The organism is Weissella sp. LMG 11983 (assembly GCF_025908495.1).
GTDB classification, from domain to species: Bacteria; Bacillota; Bacilli; order Lactobacillales; family Lactobacillaceae; genus Weissella; species Weissella fermenti.
This window is the reverse complement of the sequence record NZ_JAOZFD010000001.1, coordinates 1,051,901-1,068,561: the sequence shown is the minus strand read 5'-3', so window position 1 is coordinate 1,068,561 and position 16,661 is coordinate 1,051,901. Positions and strand designations below refer to the sequence as shown.

Sequence of the window (16,661 nt, the reverse complement as noted above, 5' to 3'; positions counted from 1 at the left end):
GATTTACTTCTTCTTTAGTAGATTTAGCGCAACTGCACCGGCAATTCCAATTACCAATCCGCCACCGATAATCGCTGCAATTGGCAAAGGTGTTTCACTAGCTACTGGCTTAGGTGTCGCAGATTTTTTAGCCGGTGTGGCTTTTTTATTTTCGCGTGAGCTAGTTGATGATGAGTTGCTACTTATTGTTGCTGATGATTTAGACTGGCTTGAAGCATCAGTTGAGCTTGTTGAAGCGACTGATGCAGCCGTTGTACTTGTTTCAGTCGCTGCGTTGGCCTCGCTTGGTGCAGTGGTGCTGCTTTGAGCGACAGATGACGCAGTAACAGTTGCTTTTTGTGGCGCAGGAACGGATGCGCTATCAATAACTAACCCAACTGTGTAGTTATGGTGATAGTTGATACTATCAACGTCAACTCGAATATTAGCATTATGACGTGCATCAAGATTGTTTGTCTGGAAGGTATACGTAATCGTTTGATTATTACCTGATTGGCTTTTTGAAACCGAAACACCTGAACCATCAACGCTAAGCATCTGAACAGGATAGTTACCTAAACTTGTATCAGTTGTAATCGTTGAGGTGACCGTATATCCGCTATCACTCGGTGTCACGGTTGCGGATCCCGCAAAATACGCAGCCGCATATGAAGTGTTTGATGATCCATTTTCCAGTATTTGCATAGGAACTGTGTAACTATTGGCCTGAGCAACTTGACTTGGTACAAAAATAGCAGTTAAACCAAAGGCTAGTGCTAACAATATATATTTAATCTTCATCATTAGTGCTTTCTCCAAACGTTCAAAGCAAGAGAGGCACCAACAAATCCAACCGCCGCAGTAATCGCAACGCCAGCTCCAATCATTGTTGCGCGTACAATTTTAGACTGCTTAGGTGCTGCGGCTGATTGACTAGGTTTTGAGGCAGAATTGGTCGTTTTGTTTTTAGCCACAGTTTGCTCTTTTGCCGGTGCTAATTTGATTTTTTTATCAGATGTCGGTGCTTGAGGCGTGGTAACTGTTTGTGGCGACGCAATTAGATGAGTCGTTGCCAAAGTAGTTGGTGCCATTGGTACTGATGAAGCAACAGTAGTGAATGCAACTGGTGCAGGATCAAAAGTCGTTGCTGTTGTTTCTGTTTCACGTGGAACAATCGCCGTATCTGAAATTTCATGTTGCGTTTGATCATTATTTTGGTTGTTGGCTGATGTTTCGCCAGACAATTGATCACCGATAACCAGACGAATGTCGTAGTTTTCGCTATAAACGAGTGGCGATGTAAATTGCACGTGAATGTTAGTCAAAATTGGTGACGTAATTTCAGATTCGCTTAGTGTTAGACGGAAAACGGATTGATAATACCCGTTTACCAGATTAGTGCTCATTAACTTAGCCGCATGCTTGGTATCGTTAAAACGAATTGGATTTTGTCCCATCATGGCTGGCGTGTGTGTCGTTAGATAAGCGTAGTACGTGCCATCAGCATTTTTGCTTAACTTAATCGTTGGTAGCATATATGTTGCGGCCATTGATTTTTCGTTTTTATCAGCTTGTAAAATGTTCAAGGCGTATGTTGAATCTTGTGCAACAACGTTTGAATTGTCAGGCGTTGAAGATGGCTTATCCCCTGCTGGCTTGTCAGGAGTTGTTGGTGTCGTTGGTTGTGAATCCGTCGGTGCATCGCTTAGGCGAACCGCATTTTCAACATCAAATACCATATCAGCCTTTGGTTGCTCAATGATGTTACCGTTCATTGAAATTGTCATGCTAGTTGCAACGGTTTTATTCAAGTCAGCCACTGGTAATGTCACCAACCAGTGAGTACCAGTGGCGGTTGCCTTAACACCGTTGAAGCGGTAATTAGACATCATTCCCATAATGGCAGCATTACTAGTTTCAATATCGATGGTCGCTTGGCCGTTTTTAACCGTGACGGTGGCTGGCGTCTTCAAGTAATTGTTCATACTTGAAGCGGTTGTTGTACCAGTCTTGTAGTTGGTTAATGGAACCGTGTAAACACCGTCCGTTAGTACTGATTGACTTGGTGTTTCTGGCTCTGGTTCCGGTTCGCTTGGGATTTCCGGTTGTGTAGGCGTGGTTGGCACTTCCGGTACGACTGGATCTGTCGGAGCTGACTCACCAGGTGCGTTGGTCATATCAAATGACAAAGTTGACTTATATCCCTTTGAAGGACTCATAGGCACGCCCGTGAATGAGTCGATTTTGGCAATGCCATCAGCATCTGGATTTAAATCTTTGGTTGGAATATCGAAAGTAATCGTTCGTTGTCCGTTAACTGGTTTGGTAATGTTGTCGAAAGTCAAATCAGAAATCATGCCAAGCATTGGCTGCTTAGATGCCTGGTAGCTGACTGTGACCTTAGATGTTAACCAACCAATTTCAGTTGAGAAAGTCTTATCAAACCATGACCCCATCCCGCCATCAGCCGATACCGGCAAATCAAAAGAACCGGTTGTGACAGCTGCACTAGGCAAAAGTGACGACATATCAAATGTTAGATTTGACTTGTAGCCTTTACTAGGACTCATAGGCACACTAGTGAAAGAGGCTAACGTCACTTTTGACCCTGATTCTGGCTTCAAATCATCAGTTGGGATGGTGAATGTAATAGCTTGTTGTCCGTTTACTTGTTGTGTAATGCCATCAAACGTCAGTTCTGGAATCATGGCCAACATGCCAGATACTGAATCCTTGAAAGAAATTGTGACGTCAGTTGTCGCTCCCTTAACTGCTAACTTAGCCGTTGCGTTAAAGAATTGATCCATACCGTCGCTAGCTTCCATGGGAACTTCCGCCGTGATAATTGCGTCGGCGGTTGTCTTGTTAGATGTGCTAGTAACTGCTGTTGTTTCGGCAGCGAATGTGACAGTTGCAACGCTGGTAATTGATGTTTTCAACAGCATGCCGCCCAAAACGGCTGTTGAAAACAATGAAGCAGTACGTGATAAGTTACTCATACTTGATATCGTTCTCCTAAAAAATAAAATAAATCCCCGAAATAATAGCGATTGAGAAAATTCACAGAAAGTTCACAATTTAACTTTTACCATTCTATGCAGATAGTAAGATTTAATGCAAGTTTAATTCCGAAGTTTAGGAATTGTGTGTGCAAGTGTTAAAATTAAAACATAAAATTATATTTGGGGAATGGTTATTAGGTATGAAACAAACATTTGCAGTCATTGGGTTGGGAAGATTTGGTGGTTCATTGCTTGAATCTTTAATTGCGGCCGATCAAGAAGTACTTGCGATTGATAACAATCCAGCTTTGGTTGAAAATTACATGGACGTCGCAACCCACGCCGTGATTGCTGATGCCCAAGACGAAGATGCCTTGCGTGACTTGGACTTACCTAGTTTTGATCACGTGATTGTTGCGATTGGACACAATCAACAAGCTTCAATTTTAACAACGATTTTGTTGAAGGACATGGGTGTGCGTCACGTGGTTGCAAAAGCCGAAAACAACTTACACGCGCGCGTGCTAGACAAGGTTGGTGCTGACCAAGTGGTACGACCTGAACACGAAATGGCGCAACGTTTGGCTGAACAAATCATGACACCGAACTTGATTAACTACATTGATTTGGGCGATAAGCATTCATTGGGTGAAATCAAGATTGCGAATTTAAAGTTTGCGAATAAAACAATTTCAGAATTGAATATTCGCAAGAACTACGGTTTGAATGTGATTGCGATTAAGTCGCAAGGGCGCGTTGTTGTGGCGCCAGAATCATCAGAGATGATTCAAATTGGTGACGTACTCACAGTGGTTGGTGAGAGCGTTGACGTGAAGCACTTTGAATCACTCGTTGAAAAGGTGAAGTAAGCCGGAATACTTGACTAATAAATAAGAAGTTATTATAGTTGAGATTATTAATTGTCGTCTTGATGAAGAAAGAGGTTCTCAGCTAAAGTTAACGACTTAAGAGAGCTCGCGGTTGGTGGAAGCGAGTGTGTTAACGTTGGGGATGGCGCTTTTGGAGAGATTTTCAATTGACCGTAATTAAGTTGCTCAGTCATAATCGATTGAGAATTAGGGTGGAACCGCGTTAATGAACGTCCCTATGTCAAATTTAATTTGGCATGGGGACTTTTTTTATACCCCATGCAGTGAGGGTTTATTATGGAAAATCAAAATGAGCAACGTGAATTGTCACGTGGTTTGAAGTCCCGGCACATTCAGATGATCGCCATTGGTGGTGCCATCGGAACGGGATTGTTCTTGGGATCAGGAACGGCAATCAAGGCCGCTGGTCCATCACTTATCTTGGCGTACATTATCACGGGTATCTTTGCTTACTTGATGATGCGAGCGGTTGGTGAACTATTGTTGTCAGATACTAAGATGCGATCATTTATTGATTTTGTTCGTGAATATCTTGGTGATAAATGGGAATTTGCCATCGGTTGGGCCTATTGGTTAAGTTGGGCAAGTTTGGCAATGGCGGACTTAACAGCAACTGGAATTTATCTACGTTACTGGTTCCCCTTCCTACCGCAATGGTTAACGCCACTAATTGTGGTCGTGGTCTTGGTAGCGTTGAACTTGGTGAATGTTCGTTGGTTCGGTGAATTGGAATCAGGGTTTGCATCGATTAAGGTCATTGCAATTATCGCGTTGATTGTTGCAGGTCTTGGCTTGATTGCAACTGGTTTCCACACTGGTGGTCACACAGCAAGCTTTGCTAACTTGGTTGACCATGGTGGCTTCTTCGCCACAGGTTTCTCAGGATTCTTGATGGCATTCCCAATGGTCATCTTTGCCTTTACAGGAATTGAAATGGTTGGTTTGACGGCTGGTGAAACGGAAAATCCAGAGCGTGATTTGCCAAAGGCAATCAACGCCGTTCCAGTTCGTGTTGGTTTGTTCTACGTTGGTGCGGTTGCAATTATTATGGCAATCTATCCTTGGAATGACATCAATACATCACAATCACCTTTCGTGCAAGTGTTTGCGGGTATGGGAATTAAGTTTGCCGCTGATTTGGTTAACTTTGTTGTGCTAACATCAGCCTTGTCAGCCGCAAACTCAGCAATCTTCTCAACATCACGTACGTTGTATGTGTTGGCAAAGAACAAGCAAGCACCACACTCATTGGCAAAGATTTCTAAGAACATGGTGCCGGTAACGGGTATGTTGGCATCATCAATCATCTTCTTGGCGGTTGTGTTGTTGAACTACTTCTTCCCATCACAAATCTTCGTTTTGATTACTGGTGTGGCAACAATTAGCTTTATCTTCGTTTGGATTTTGATTATGTTGGCGCACATCAAGTACAAGAAGACGACAGCATCAGAAACTAATCCATACAAGATGCCATTGTTCCCGGCAACGAGCTATTTGACGATTGCTTTCTTCTTGGCAGTTTTGGTTATCTTGGTTTTGAGTCCTGCAACGCAAGTGTCAGTTATCGCTACGATCATCTTCTTCATTTTGATGATTGGTGGATATACACTTTGGTCAAAGCATAAGCAACAAACATTGTAATAACAAAAATTGGCAGTTCGCAATTTGCGAGCTGCCAATTTTTTTGCTTATTTACGATCACCAACGGTAATCATTTGATTGTGCCACTTATCTTGTAGCAAGGCTTCCAAGTAGACAAGGGCAACTGTTTCACGTGAAACAGTTTGTGCAGGCGTCTTTTCGTGACTATCTGTGATAATCGCCTTTCCCGCCGCACCACCATGGAACATAACAGGACTAATGACTGTTGTGTCAAATGGTGAATTCATCAACATCTCACCTGCTTGGCGTTGCTGGCTGAAGTAACCGGGCATTGCTTTCCAAAGCTCACCTTCACGACCGGTGGTTTCTTGGTTCATGCCACCGGCACCCAACCACAAAATACGTTGAACGTCCGTGCCAGACTGGTCAATGGCATCCAAAAGTGCTTGGGCGTACGTTGGCATTGGTGATGATCCAACGAAGCTGACAATAATGTCAGCATCACGGACGGCCTCGACCAAACTTTCTGACTCATACATGTCACCAGGAAAGACTTGGTAACTGTTTTGTTGGTCACGCGTTAGGCCACGTGGGCGACGCGCTAACAATGTCAATTGCATATCGTTTGGCGCGACGTTTTCAAAGTTATCGATAAAATACTGTGCGACGTTTCCCGTTGCACCAAGTACTAGTACATTTGTCATTGTTACCACCTCATTTTCTTGTGCAAATAATAGCACAGAAAATTAAAATAGTGGTTGCAAAAGGGCTAGTCCAGAATGAGTTGGTAAGCCATGCGCTCACCGTGAGGAACGGGCATTTCAACCATGCCGCGATAATCGAAGCCAAGGTTAGTCATCACTTTTTGCATAATGACATTCTTAGGGTATGTATCCATGCGAATATCATTAAAGCCGTGTTCCAAAGAAATAACTAACAAATCTTGGAGGAATTGTTGAGCAAGTCCTTTACCGCGAATGGTACCGTCCATCCCCACGCGGTGAATAGTCATGTATTGCGAGGCATCCCCTAACCATGAACCGTCGATTTCTTCATAAGGTCCTTCTGGTCCAGGAATCAACTTGGCGATGCCAGATACCTTGCCCTCGTAAACTTGCACATAAGCAATACCTTCATTGATTGCTGTTTCAAATTCTGTTCGAGAAGGCCCATCTGCATGTTGCCATTGTGGTGAATCTTGCTCGGCCAAAAAGGCGATGGCATGGTCAATAATTGTGCTAATGGCGTCTAAGTCTGACAAACGCGCACGACGTGTATAAGTCGTCATAAGTCTTCTCCTCGGAATAAAAGGTTTGTTTCTTACATAATAGGCTATTCTAGCCGAAATATGATGTCGATTTGTTATCAAGATGACAACAGATTGGACAGCCAACTTGTTGTTGGTGTGGGGCTCAGTTAGAATTGATACTATCAAATGAAATTCATGAGGTTTCGACATGCAAAAACAACCAGGAGATTGGATCTTCCGTGCTGTTAAAGGTGCACTGATTGGATCTGGGTTTATTCTACCCGGTATTAGTGGTGGCGCATTAGCTGCTGTATTTGGATTATATGAGCGAATTATCAACTTCTTGGCGCACCCATTTAAGCGTCTGAAGGAAAATATTTTCTTTTTCTTGCCAGTTGGTATCGGTGCGATTTTAGGTATTTTCGCGCTATCATTTGCGATTAGTTTTGTTCTTGGTAAGCACGAAAGCGTTGCCCTTTGGTTCTTCGTGGGTGCAATCGTTGGGACGTTGCCGTCGTTGTGGCGTGACGCTGCCAAGGAAGGACGTACCAAAGTCGATGTGGCGATTATGATTGTGGCGTTTGTTGCGATGCTGGCCTTTTTGTTGTTTGGTGCCCCACTCTTTTCAGAAATTGAACCAAGTTTTGGGGCTTGGATTTTAGCGGGTGCCTTAATTGGTCTTGGGTTAATTGTGCCCGGTCTTAGCCCATCTAATTTCTTGATTTACTTGGGCCTATATAAAGGTATGAGTGATGGCATTAAGCATGGTGACTTAAGTGTTTTAGTGCCAATCTTAGTTGGATTGGTCGCCATCATTGCTTTGCTTTCAAAGTTCATGGCCTACATTTTCAAGGTTGCGTATGCAAAACTATTCCATGGTATTTTTGGAATCGTTTTAGCGTCAACAGTTATGATTGTGCCGAATGATTTTAACGACTTTACAATCGTTCACGTTATCATTTCAGTGTTATTGTTGGCACTTGGAACGTGGCTTGGTTGGTGGATGAGTCGTTTGGAAGATAAGATGAATACAAAATAAAGATAAAGCGGTCGCACGAGAATATGCGACCGCTTTTTTCAAAAAAGGTTAAGGAATTCGGACTTCAAGTTGGCACAACGGTAACTAGTTGCTAACGGTGCTACAATCACGTCACTTAATACTGATAGTGAATGAGGTAAGCAGTATGAATGTGACCATGCATTTAAATTTAGATACATTTGAATTTGAGCTGGCGGATAGTCAGGTAATCGACGAATTAGTGAGTAAAAAGAAACTGAAAGTCACGATGTTGGATCATTATGGTCGCTTGTACGAAGGTGACTTGGCAGAAGCTTTTTCATCTGATGATTTGACGACACGTGATTTAGTACCGGGCAACTTATACTACGACATCGAAGATAAGCGCCTCGTATTGCCATATGAATTGCTGAAGAAGATGGATAAACACTATGTACATTTGGCGGCTGCAGTTGATACAGAAGTATTTGTGACTTTTTTGAAGCAAGCAGATCAGGAAATAACGTTAAGCTGCAAACTTTAAAAGCAGGCGGACATCAAATCCGCCTGCTTTTTAAATAGCACGCAAAATAGCCATGCTGATAATACCGACTAAGACTGTCCACATTATCGATTTCGTGCGCCAAATTGTGAGTAATGTTGGAATCGTTGCGAAAACGGCTAGCCAATTAATGCCAGGGAGTTGCCCGGCTTTAATCACGACTAGATTTTCAAAAAATAAAGCTGTCATCAGGCTTAGTGGAATGAATGCTAAAAATGATTGTAGCCAATTTGGTAATTTACCAAAACGGACTAAAACAAATGGTGAGATACGAGGCAACCAGGTAACTAATCCGGCAGTAATCAGCACAATGACGTAATAACTTGTCATAAAAAACCTCCTGGGCGTTTGGCGTTCAAGTATGCGCTTAGTCCAGCAGCGACAATAGTAGCAATTAGAACGGCACTGGCACTGCCGAAAAATGGCGCCATGATTAGATAAATCAAAATTGTGCTACCAACAGTCGTGATGATTAAACGGCGAGTTGTGATGACTTTGGCGGTGTCGACTTGAAAATACCAAAGAGCTGCAAACATAGCAACTAGGGCAAAATCCAAACCGAATTGTTGCGGATTGGGAATAAATTGACCGAAAAAGGCCCCGACAAAGGTTGCAATAATCCATGCTAGATATGATGCGATATTTACACCGTGTTGCCAGCCAACTGTGATATTAGCGTTAGTGTGATTGCTAGCAAACACACCATAAGATTCGTCAGTTAGCAGGGAACCCATACCAATCGCAGAGGGTAAAGATTGGTGGCTAAATTTTTGAGCCACTGATAGTGACATCAATAAGTGACGTGCATTAACTAGAAATACTAAGGAAGTAATTGCAGATACCGGTGCCATGGAAGCAGTTAAACTGGTCATCAAAAATTGCGCGCTACCAGCATAAACAAAAATCGACATACCAACAATGAACCAAATCGGCAAATGTGCACTAACGCCCAGAATCCCAACTGTTAACCCAATGCTCAAATAACCCAGCATGGTTGGCGCAGCATCTAGTACGCCCCGTTTGAATGTGTAAGTTTCGTCCATAACCCCCACCCTACTTTCCAGATTGTAAAGATATGTGTCATTACAACATACTTATTAGCAAATCACTAGCGATAAATTTGTCGCAGCCGTTAAAAAACGGATTTAATAAGGCCCTTATTTAAGCTTGAACAAGTTTCGTCAAAAATTTCTTTAAGGCTTTCAAACTACGATTAAGTTATTGAATAGCAGAAAAGCATTTTTGAACTAGATGGAGGACCGCGTTATGTTTAGTTATAGTACATTGGATTATGCAAATTTTGTTTACGACCCAGCCATTGGCGATTTTGTTGCGACAACCAATGATGGCCAAGGTATGGATTTACGCCAGGTTGCATCAGCAGAAGAAACGGTGGCGTATCAGTTACCGGCGCCTGTTTATCACCAAGTTTCAATGTAGTTAATGACGGAATATTAAAAAAATAGACGAATCGCATTTTTACGATTCGTCTATTTTTATGGTCTAAGCACGAGAAAGCTCGTCTAAAGTTCTGCCCTGATCATCTATTAGCTGAAGCCAAGTGTTTGTACCGGCAAAATACAAAAAATGGCCAACTTCATTAGCGCTCTTCAAAACCACGTCTTTGGTAGTATGACCATTCGAAATGGCATCAGCGTGTTCTTCACGTAATGTTAAAGCGAATCGTTGCGCAAACCCAACCGATCCATCTTTATTTATTGGCATATCACTTTGCAGTGTGGCGCCAGCAGCGATAACCATTTCATCACGCTTGCGCCAAGTAACAGTGGCCTTTGCGCCGTTGTAGTCAATGAAGAATGGCACATCGGCAAAGGCTTGCTGAAAACGATGCTGCGCTTTTGCCGATTTTTTTGGACCGCCAGCGTTTGTAACCAAGCACGCCAGATGCTTTGCGATTCCGTCAGCTAAGTCGGTTGTACCAAGCAAATCAGGCAATGCGTTGGCTGTTTCTTCGGTTATTGTAATCGTGATTTTCTCAGGCATGAACGATTCCTCTAAATTACTTGTGATAAGGACTGTGGGCGTTAATCATAAATGCACGGTAAATTTGTTCAGTCAAAACCAGGCGCATCAATTGGTGTGGCAAAGTAAAACGACCAAAACTAATTTGCGTGTTGGCGCGTTGCAAAACTTCAGGGGCCAAACCAAGTGATCCACCGATGACGAAAGTGATGTCTGAATCACCACGAAGCGCCAACTTATCGATTTCAGCAGCAAGTTCTTCACTACTACGTTCGTTTCCCTTGATGGCCAAGGCGAAAACATATTCCTTATCCTTAATCTTTGATAGGATTCGTTCACCTTCTTTGCCCATAACTTGGTCCATTTGGGCCTGTGACAATTGTTCGGGTGCTTTTTCGTCAGGAACCTCGATTATTTCGAACTTTGCAAACTTTTGCAAACGTTTTGCGTATTCTGCAATACCATCTTTCAGGTATTTTTCTTTCAATTTTCCGACACCAATGATTTTAATATTCATCCGTCTTAAACCTTTCTTAAGAAATTTATTGATTTCATCATAGTTTTTAACAGTTGTGGATAACTGTTTAAACAAATTGCAATTACTACCTTTTCCACATGTTACTAACAGGTTGTGAATTGGCTACAAACGTTATTATATCAAAGATTTATAGGGTTTACGTGGATAGTTATCCACATTTATCCACAGATGGGCAAAAATCGTGTGGATAACTCTGGAAACGTTAGAAACTCGGCATTTGATCATAATTTTTCACAATTTAAGCCACAAAAAATTCTGGAGTAAAAACAGTTTTGCACACCCTATTTTTTCCTGAAAGAGTCGAATACAAAGTATGAAAAGGATGTAAGTTTGTAATATTCGGAAAACAGGATGATTTAACATTATTTACATTGAAATTGTGATATTTGCCGATAAAAGGCGTACATTTCGCCATGTGAATTCAGAAATCAGCTAAAATCACCGAATTTAATTAAGGTTAAACTTAACAACGGTTTAGAAATGCCTAGATTTGGGGGTATTGCATGTGACAATTAGTTTCGCACAGGTTTTCCACACTGACTTTTCCCCCGTAGGTAGTGGGTTTCATTGCACAAATGGTCATTTTATCCACAAGTTATCCACAGGTTGTGGGGAAAAGAGTGCGGTTATCCCCTATTTATCCACAAAATTCTGTGTAAAACCTTCATCCCGCATCCTGTATAATAAATCAAGTTGGGGGATACTTAATATTATGAAAAAACGATTCAGTGGTTTAACACCGCCACAAGTCTTAACGTTAGGTTTTTTGGCAATTATCTTTGCTGGCGCCTTGATTTTGACACTACCAATTTCACATCAAGAGGGTGTTCACATTAGTTTTATGGATGCGTTATTCACAGCTGTATCAGCAACTGCGATTACGGGACTGACAGTTGTGAATACGGCAACCACTTGGTCGTTGTTCGGTCAAATCATCCTATTGATTATGATTGAAATCGGGGCCCTTGGTTTTATGACGTTTGCGGTTTTGCTATTTGCAATTACCGGGCAACGCATGGATTTGAAAGCCCGTTTGATGGCGCAACAAGCGTTGAATCTGCGCAATTTAGCGGATGTTAAAAGCGTGTTGCGATATGTCTTCTCGCTATCTGCCATCATCCAAGTAATTGGTGCTGCATTGATGATGCCGGATTTTATTCCCCGTTTCGGTTGGACACACGGAATTTATTTGAGTATTGCATCATCAATTTCGGCCTTTGGTAATGCCGGATTTACATTTTTCGATGAACCGGTATTCTTCTTGCGCAATGATCCATACATCTTATTGGTTTGGATGTTGTTGATTTCAGCTGGATCGCTCGGATTCCTGGTTTGGCGCGATTTGCTCCTGTTCTACAAGCAGCGTCGGTTGAGTTTGCACACCCGTGTCGCATTACACGTCTCGGCATGGCTAACTGGACTTGGCTTCTTGTTCTTCCTGTTTACTGAGAAAGTATTGGCGCCATTAGCTAACACAACTTCAATTGGGCATCGTGTGATGGATACACTGTTCTTGGCGGTTGTCCCCAGAACGGCGGGGCTTGAAGTTGTGCCACTTAGTTCAATCTCGGCGGCCGGTTTGATGATTATCATGCTGCTAATGTTCGTCGGTGGAACGCCAGGATCAACCTCTGGTGGTATTAAAACGACCACGCTTGGTATTTTATGGTTGCAGTCAATGGCAGCTCTCAGAGGCCAAGAAACGGTTAATTTCGGTGGTCGTCGCTTTAGCCAAAAGATTGTGATTAAAGCAATGATGTTGGCCGTTATTTCCAGCGTATTCGTGGTTGGTGTGTCACTGTTGCTAACCATCACGGAAGCGATTCCTAAGGGCGAGGGTCTTGAATACATCGTCTTTGAAGTTATCTCAGCCTTTTCAACCACTGGTTTCTCGATGGGACTCACTCCTCACCTAACCGATTTTGGTAAGGTTGTCATCATGATTGTGATGTTCATCGGCCGTGTTGGTTTGTATACGGTTATGTTCTCGGTAATGAACATTCGTGAAAAGCCAACGAGTTTCCAATACCCAACTGAAGAAATCATTATTGGTTAAACATCAAGCACCGACAATATTTTGTCGGTGCTTTTTCTGTGCATTCTGGATACAATAGTCTTAAACATAGGAATTACTAACGGGGGAAATCATGACGAAGGTTGATTTGGTAGCAACGGACTTAGATGGGACGTTTTTGAGTGATACAAAAAGAATTAACGAGGACTTTTTTGACCAAATATTAAAGCGTCTCGAAGCGACTGGTGGGCACTTTGTGATTGCGAGTGGTCGTGATGAAGAGCAAATTCATAAGCAATTTAAGCGATTTGTTGGGCGTTATGATGTTGTGGCCGATAATGGTGCAGTCGTGCGAACAGCCAATGGTGAATTGTTAAACGTATCCGGTCTATCCGTAGCAGAGGTCGAAACGATGATGCAAGTTGTTGCTGATTTGCCGTTCGACCCACGCCAAGGTGCCCTATTCACTGGGCATGAGGCAGTTTACATGCTGCGTGATCAGGGTCGCTTGAACTTGGCCCATCAATCACTGGTTTTGATGATGTTTTCAAATGTTAAGATGATTGATTCGTTAGATGAGATTCATGAACCGATTTTGAAGGTGACGATTACGTATGCTGAGCATCAAATGATGGATTTTATCGCTGCTGCGCGTGAAGCGTTGGGCAATCGCGCCCACGTGACGACATCAGGTTATGGCTCGGTTGATATTGTGGCGCCGGATGTTAATAAAGCGAATGGATTGGCGTATGTTGCGAAGCATTATGGCCTTGATTTGGAGCAAAATTTAGTTGCCTTTGGTGATGGGTTGAATGATGCTGAAATGTTGGCAAAAGCGAAGCGTCCATTTGCGATGCCAAATGGTGATAAAACGTTAATTGCGACCTACCCTGTTGCGGATGCGGATAATAACCATGACGGAGTTTTAACGACTTTGGAAAATTTATTAAATAAACAATAAGACGACAATACGTTTCGATATGCAAAATTATGCATATCGAAACGTATTTTTGTATACAGGAATCGTTGTTTAGCTTGGCGTTCAAAAAGCGACTTTGTGAAGTTCACAAACCGGCAACATTGTTGATTTAAAATTTAAAGATGAAGTTAAATGTTTGTTCGCATCGGAATTCAAGGAGGAATAATCATGGCATATATGATATTTAAAGTTGGCGCACAACGGGTATCATGCACTGTATATGATGGTGAACAACCAAAAGAACGATCTGGATTCGATGTTTTAGGGGCTGATGAACAGATTGTTGCCAAGATGAAGCGATTAATTAAGTTGTATGGCGCCTTTTATACGTTGAAAAGTGTTGGTGTACTAACCGAAACCGGTGATTTTAAAGAAAAAACGCTGCAAAAGTTGCCGGTAACGGCAGGCAAATTGGCAGCTGAAGACACTGTAAAAAAACATCTGCGAAATGTATGATACAAACAACTAAACGTTATTTGTGAATAGCATCACAACAAAAGGTTTAGATTTTATAAAGGCGGTAGTGAATTGTTTCACAAAACAGTCGTATCAAGGGATAAGAGCGACAGAAAACAAAAAATCACCGTCAAAAATGACGGCGATTTAGCAATTATTTGAGATTATCCATTGCTTCGTTAAGCAATTTGTCTACCAGAATGTTACCTGCGCTGGTTGCGTGACCCTTCACCCAGATGAATGACAAACGATCCTTTACTTGTTGCACCAAATCATAGACTTGTTGCCAAGCAGTCAAGTTAGCGATTTCGCCGGAAGCTTTACGCCACCCCTTTGATTGCCAGTTGTACATCCAATCTGTAACAGTATCTAGGACGTACTTTGAGTCACTGACAATCGTGACTGGTTCGGAGACCTTGGCCATTTGCAAAAGCGCGTTAATTAGACCAAGGATTTCCATTTCGTTGTTCGTGCGCCCGTAAAATGCACCGCTATCTGAGAAGACGGGTGTCTGCATATCTGATCCACGGTAAATAGCAATCGCCCAGGCAGCTTTGTCAGTTGGGCGTACGTGTCCACCAGATACGTTACCAGTGTTACGACTACCACCATCTGTGAAGATGTAATAATATTCACTTTTTGCATCAAATTTACCATCGTAAGCAGTTTCGTATTTACGTGATAAATCACCCGAAGCGCCGGTTTGATCGTCAAACCATGCTTGTGCTTCAGCGCGCGTTGCAAAGCCCTTGTACTTTGGTGCTGGCTTTGTGTGGGTGTATTTTTGAACCTCAGACCATGGCTTGGTGTAGAGGCCCTCGAACTGGTTTCCGACAATTGCGTAGGTCTTCATTATTTCTCCCTAATTTTCGATTAATCTTATGTAATATCATAGCCTAAATTGCTATGTAACGGAATTATTAAACTATTTTTTATTCGAAGGGTAACCGGATGTTTAAGTATTATTTCACTTATGAACCATCGATCCCAACGGGCATTGGGTTTGGACAATTTTCATTGACCCATGGCACAATGCTTTTGCTAATGGCGGGCTTGATTTATTATCTTGTGCGTTATTATAGTGCATCAACTGATAATCGTCGTCGCCACGTACGCTGGGGGATTGCGATTGCCATTTGGACGATGGAATTATTTAAGGATTTCTATTTGGCTGTGACTGGCCAATGGGAACCGAGCTTGTTGCCGCTACATTTATGTGGCTTTGGGTTGATGATGATTGCGGTGGATGCTATCCATCCCAACAAAACGACCCGCGAAATTTTGTATAGTTTAACGATTTGGGGTGCCTTTGCGGCTGAAATTTTCCCAGATTGGGCGTACTATCCAATTATGAATCAATGGGCGTTGCAAAGTTTCTTGATTCACGCATTGTTGATTGCCTATCCAATGATGTTGATGGTGAGTGGCGAAATGGTGCCAAACTGGCGTGAATTATGGCGTCCGGTATTATTCTTGGTTGTTGTCGTACCGTTTGTCATTTGGGTGAATGGTCAATTGGGAACCAACTTTTTCTTCCTAAACGTCGCAGCGCCAGGATCGCCGTTGGAGCCTTTGCAACAAGCCTTTGGACATGGTGGTTTGTATATCACTGTGGTGCTCTCACTTTTGGCATTGCTGTGGGTCATCATGTACACGCCATGGGAAATTGCCAAGCGTCGTAAGTCGGCGGTGGCTGTCACAATTTAAGATAAAAGGAAAACAGGTGTGTGTTTCGCGAAAAATATTTTGCAAACAGATGCCTGTTTTTAATTAAAAATGAAAGTGGGCAAATATGACGTATACAGTCAAAGTGAGGGCAATTTTGGGAGATATCTCAAAGTTAAATCAGCATTACGATGTGATCGTCAATGCAGCGAATAAATATCTAATACCTGGCGGTGGAGTGGATGGTGCTTTAAATCGAGTGGCGGGTCCAGAACTTAAGCGAGCAATGGCGGATGCAAAAGAAAACAAGGATATTGAGACGGGGTCAGCAGTGGCAACGTTGGCATACAATTTGGATGCGGATTACGTTATTCATGCGGTGGGACCAAGATTTAACGATAACAGGCCTGAAGAATCAGAATATTTTTTAAAAAAAGCATATGAAGGCATAGCTCGGGAAGTTGAGCAAATCAGAAAGCAAAATTATCACGAGAATAAAATCCAGGTAGCTGTGCCGGTTTTAAGTGCGGGAATTTACCGATACCCACTTACATTGGCATTAAAACATGGCGTTGAAGCACTGATTAACAGTTCCAATTATGATATGGGTGGTTCTGATTTGGCGGTTTTGTATGATTTTGTCATTTTTGATGATGGTCGAAATCCAGAACAAGCAAGTTTGAATTTGGATATAGCCAATGACATTATCAGGAAAGTAATTGCTGAACATGGCGCTAAAAAATAA

General features: G+C 42.4%; 19 protein-coding genes. 10 read left to right on the top strand and 9 right to left on the bottom strand.

All coding sequences use genetic code 11. From position 1 onward, the window contains the following. Positions 1-3: 3 nt before the first annotated feature. Positions 4-783 carry an NEAT domain-containing protein gene (locus OIT45_RS05640; RefSeq protein WP_264329985.1) on the bottom strand — a complete coding sequence of 260 codons (780 nt, stop codon included), beginning with the start codon at positions 781-783 and terminating at the stop codon, positions 4-6. Next, positions 783-2,978, bottom strand: a complete 2,196-nt coding sequence (locus OIT45_RS05635; protein ID WP_264329984.1) for an NEAT domain-containing protein — start codon at positions 2,976-2,978, stop codon at positions 783-785. Before OIT45_RS05635 ends, OIT45_RS05640 begins: the two co-directional genes overlap by 1 nt. A gap of 203 nt (positions 2,979-3,181) precedes the next feature. Between OIT45_RS05635 and OIT45_RS05630 the strand changes: the two genes are divergently transcribed. Then, positions 3,182-3,850 carry a potassium channel family protein gene (locus OIT45_RS05630; RefSeq protein WP_135796937.1) on the top strand — a complete coding sequence of 223 codons (669 nt, stop codon included), beginning with the start codon at positions 3,182-3,184 and terminating at the stop codon, positions 3,848-3,850. A 297-nt stretch (positions 3,851-4,147) separates the two neighbouring features. Next, positions 4,148-5,512 carry an amino acid permease gene (locus OIT45_RS05625; RefSeq protein ID WP_199404022.1) on the top strand — a complete coding sequence of 455 codons (1,365 nt, stop codon included), beginning with the start codon at positions 4,148-4,150 and terminating at the stop codon, positions 5,510-5,512. A 47-nt stretch (positions 5,513-5,559) separates the two neighbouring features. Here OIT45_RS05625 and OIT45_RS05620 read toward each other — a convergent pair whose 3' ends face one another. Then, positions 5,560-6,177 (bottom strand): NAD(P)-dependent oxidoreductase, encoded by a 618-nt coding sequence (locus OIT45_RS05620; RefSeq protein WP_199404021.1) that lies wholly within the window; start codon positions 6,175-6,177, stop codon positions 5,560-5,562. 65 nt (positions 6,178-6,242) lie between these two features. Next, positions 6,243-6,761 (bottom strand): GNAT family N-acetyltransferase, encoded by a 519-nt coding sequence (locus OIT45_RS05615; RefSeq protein ID WP_199404020.1) that lies wholly within the window; start codon positions 6,759-6,761, stop codon positions 6,243-6,245. Positions 6,762-6,930: 169 nt separating this feature from the next. Here OIT45_RS05615 and OIT45_RS05610 point away from each other — a divergent pair, with 169 nt between their 5' ends. After that, complete coding sequence (locus tag OIT45_RS05610; protein ID WP_199404019.1) at positions 6,931-7,761, top strand: DUF368 domain-containing protein; 831 nt, start codon at positions 6,931-6,933, stop codon at positions 7,759-7,761. A 145-nt stretch (positions 7,762-7,906) separates the two neighbouring features. Continuing rightward, positions 7,907-8,263 carry a cyclophilin-like fold protein gene (locus OIT45_RS05605; protein WP_199404018.1) on the top strand — a complete coding sequence of 119 codons (357 nt, stop codon included), beginning with the start codon at positions 7,907-7,909 and terminating at the stop codon, positions 8,261-8,263. 30 nt (positions 8,264-8,293) lie between these two features. Here OIT45_RS05605 and OIT45_RS05600 read toward each other — a convergent pair whose 3' ends face one another. Together OIT45_RS05600 and OIT45_RS05595 are read right to left on the bottom strand one after the other, a co-directional pair. After that, positions 8,294-8,611 carry an AzlD domain-containing protein gene (locus tag OIT45_RS05600; protein WP_135796943.1) on the bottom strand — a complete coding sequence of 106 codons (318 nt, stop codon included), beginning with the start codon at positions 8,609-8,611 and terminating at the stop codon, positions 8,294-8,296. Next, on the bottom strand, positions 8,608-9,324 hold the full coding sequence (locus OIT45_RS05595) for an AzlC family ABC transporter permease (RefSeq protein WP_135796944.1): 717 nt from the start codon (positions 9,322-9,324) through the stop codon (positions 8,608-8,610). Before OIT45_RS05595 ends, OIT45_RS05600 begins: the two co-directional genes overlap by 4 nt. Positions 9,325-9,547: 223 nt before the next feature. On the opposite strand from OIT45_RS05595, the gene OIT45_RS05590 reads away from it, so the two are divergent. Further along, entirely contained in the window at positions 9,548-9,721 is a 174-nt protein-coding gene (locus OIT45_RS05590) for a hypothetical protein (protein ID WP_199404017.1), read from the top strand. A gap of 63 nt (positions 9,722-9,784) precedes the next feature. Here OIT45_RS05590 and OIT45_RS05585 read toward each other — a convergent pair whose 3' ends face one another. Both OIT45_RS05585 and rlmH read right to left on the bottom strand, forming a co-directional pair. Further along, positions 9,785-10,285, bottom strand: coding sequence for a hypothetical protein (locus OIT45_RS05585; RefSeq protein WP_199404016.1), 501 nt, complete (start codon positions 10,283-10,285; stop codon positions 9,785-9,787). Positions 10,286-10,301: 16 nt separating this feature from the next. Beyond that, the gene (gene rlmH / locus OIT45_RS05580) at positions 10,302-10,781 is read right to left on the bottom strand and encodes a 23S rRNA (pseudouridine(1915)-N(3))-methyltransferase RlmH (RefSeq protein WP_003609837.1); all 480 of its coding nucleotides are present in this window, start codon (positions 10,779-10,781) and stop codon (positions 10,302-10,304) included. Positions 10,782-11,514: 733 nt separating this feature from the next. Here rlmH and OIT45_RS05575 point away from each other — a divergent pair. The 3 genes from OIT45_RS05575 (at position 11,515) to OIT45_RS05565 (ending at position 14,251) form a co-directional block, all read left to right on the top strand. Next, positions 11,515-12,858, top strand: a complete 1,344-nt coding sequence (locus tag OIT45_RS05575) for a TrkH family potassium uptake protein (protein WP_135796946.1) — start codon at positions 11,515-11,517, stop codon at positions 12,856-12,858. A gap of 91 nt (positions 12,859-12,949) precedes the next feature. Beyond that, entirely contained in the window at positions 12,950-13,777 is an 828-nt protein-coding gene (locus OIT45_RS05570) for a Cof-type HAD-IIB family hydrolase (protein ID WP_199404015.1), read from the top strand. 186 nt (positions 13,778-13,963) lie between these two features. Beyond that, positions 13,964-14,251 carry a hypothetical protein gene (locus tag OIT45_RS05565; protein ID WP_199404014.1) on the top strand — a complete coding sequence of 96 codons (288 nt, stop codon included), beginning with the start codon at positions 13,964-13,966 and terminating at the stop codon, positions 14,249-14,251. 154 nt (positions 14,252-14,405) lie between these two features. Here OIT45_RS05565 and OIT45_RS05560 read toward each other — a convergent pair whose 3' ends face one another. Then, positions 14,406-15,104, bottom strand: coding sequence for a ribonuclease H family protein (locus OIT45_RS05560; RefSeq protein ID WP_199404013.1), 699 nt, complete (start codon positions 15,102-15,104; stop codon positions 14,406-14,408). Positions 15,105-15,202: 98 nt separating this feature from the next. Here OIT45_RS05560 and OIT45_RS05555 point away from each other — a divergent pair, with 98 nt between their 5' ends. Both OIT45_RS05555 and OIT45_RS05550 read left to right on the top strand, forming a co-directional pair. Beyond that, the gene (locus OIT45_RS05555; protein ID WP_199404012.1) at positions 15,203-15,958 is read left to right on the top strand and encodes a TIGR02206 family membrane protein; all 756 of its coding nucleotides are present in this window, start codon (positions 15,203-15,205) and stop codon (positions 15,956-15,958) included. Positions 15,959-16,043: 85 nt separating this feature from the next. Beyond that, positions 16,044-16,661, top strand: coding sequence for a macro domain-containing protein (locus tag OIT45_RS05550; RefSeq protein WP_199404011.1), 618 nt, complete (start codon positions 16,044-16,046; stop codon positions 16,659-16,661).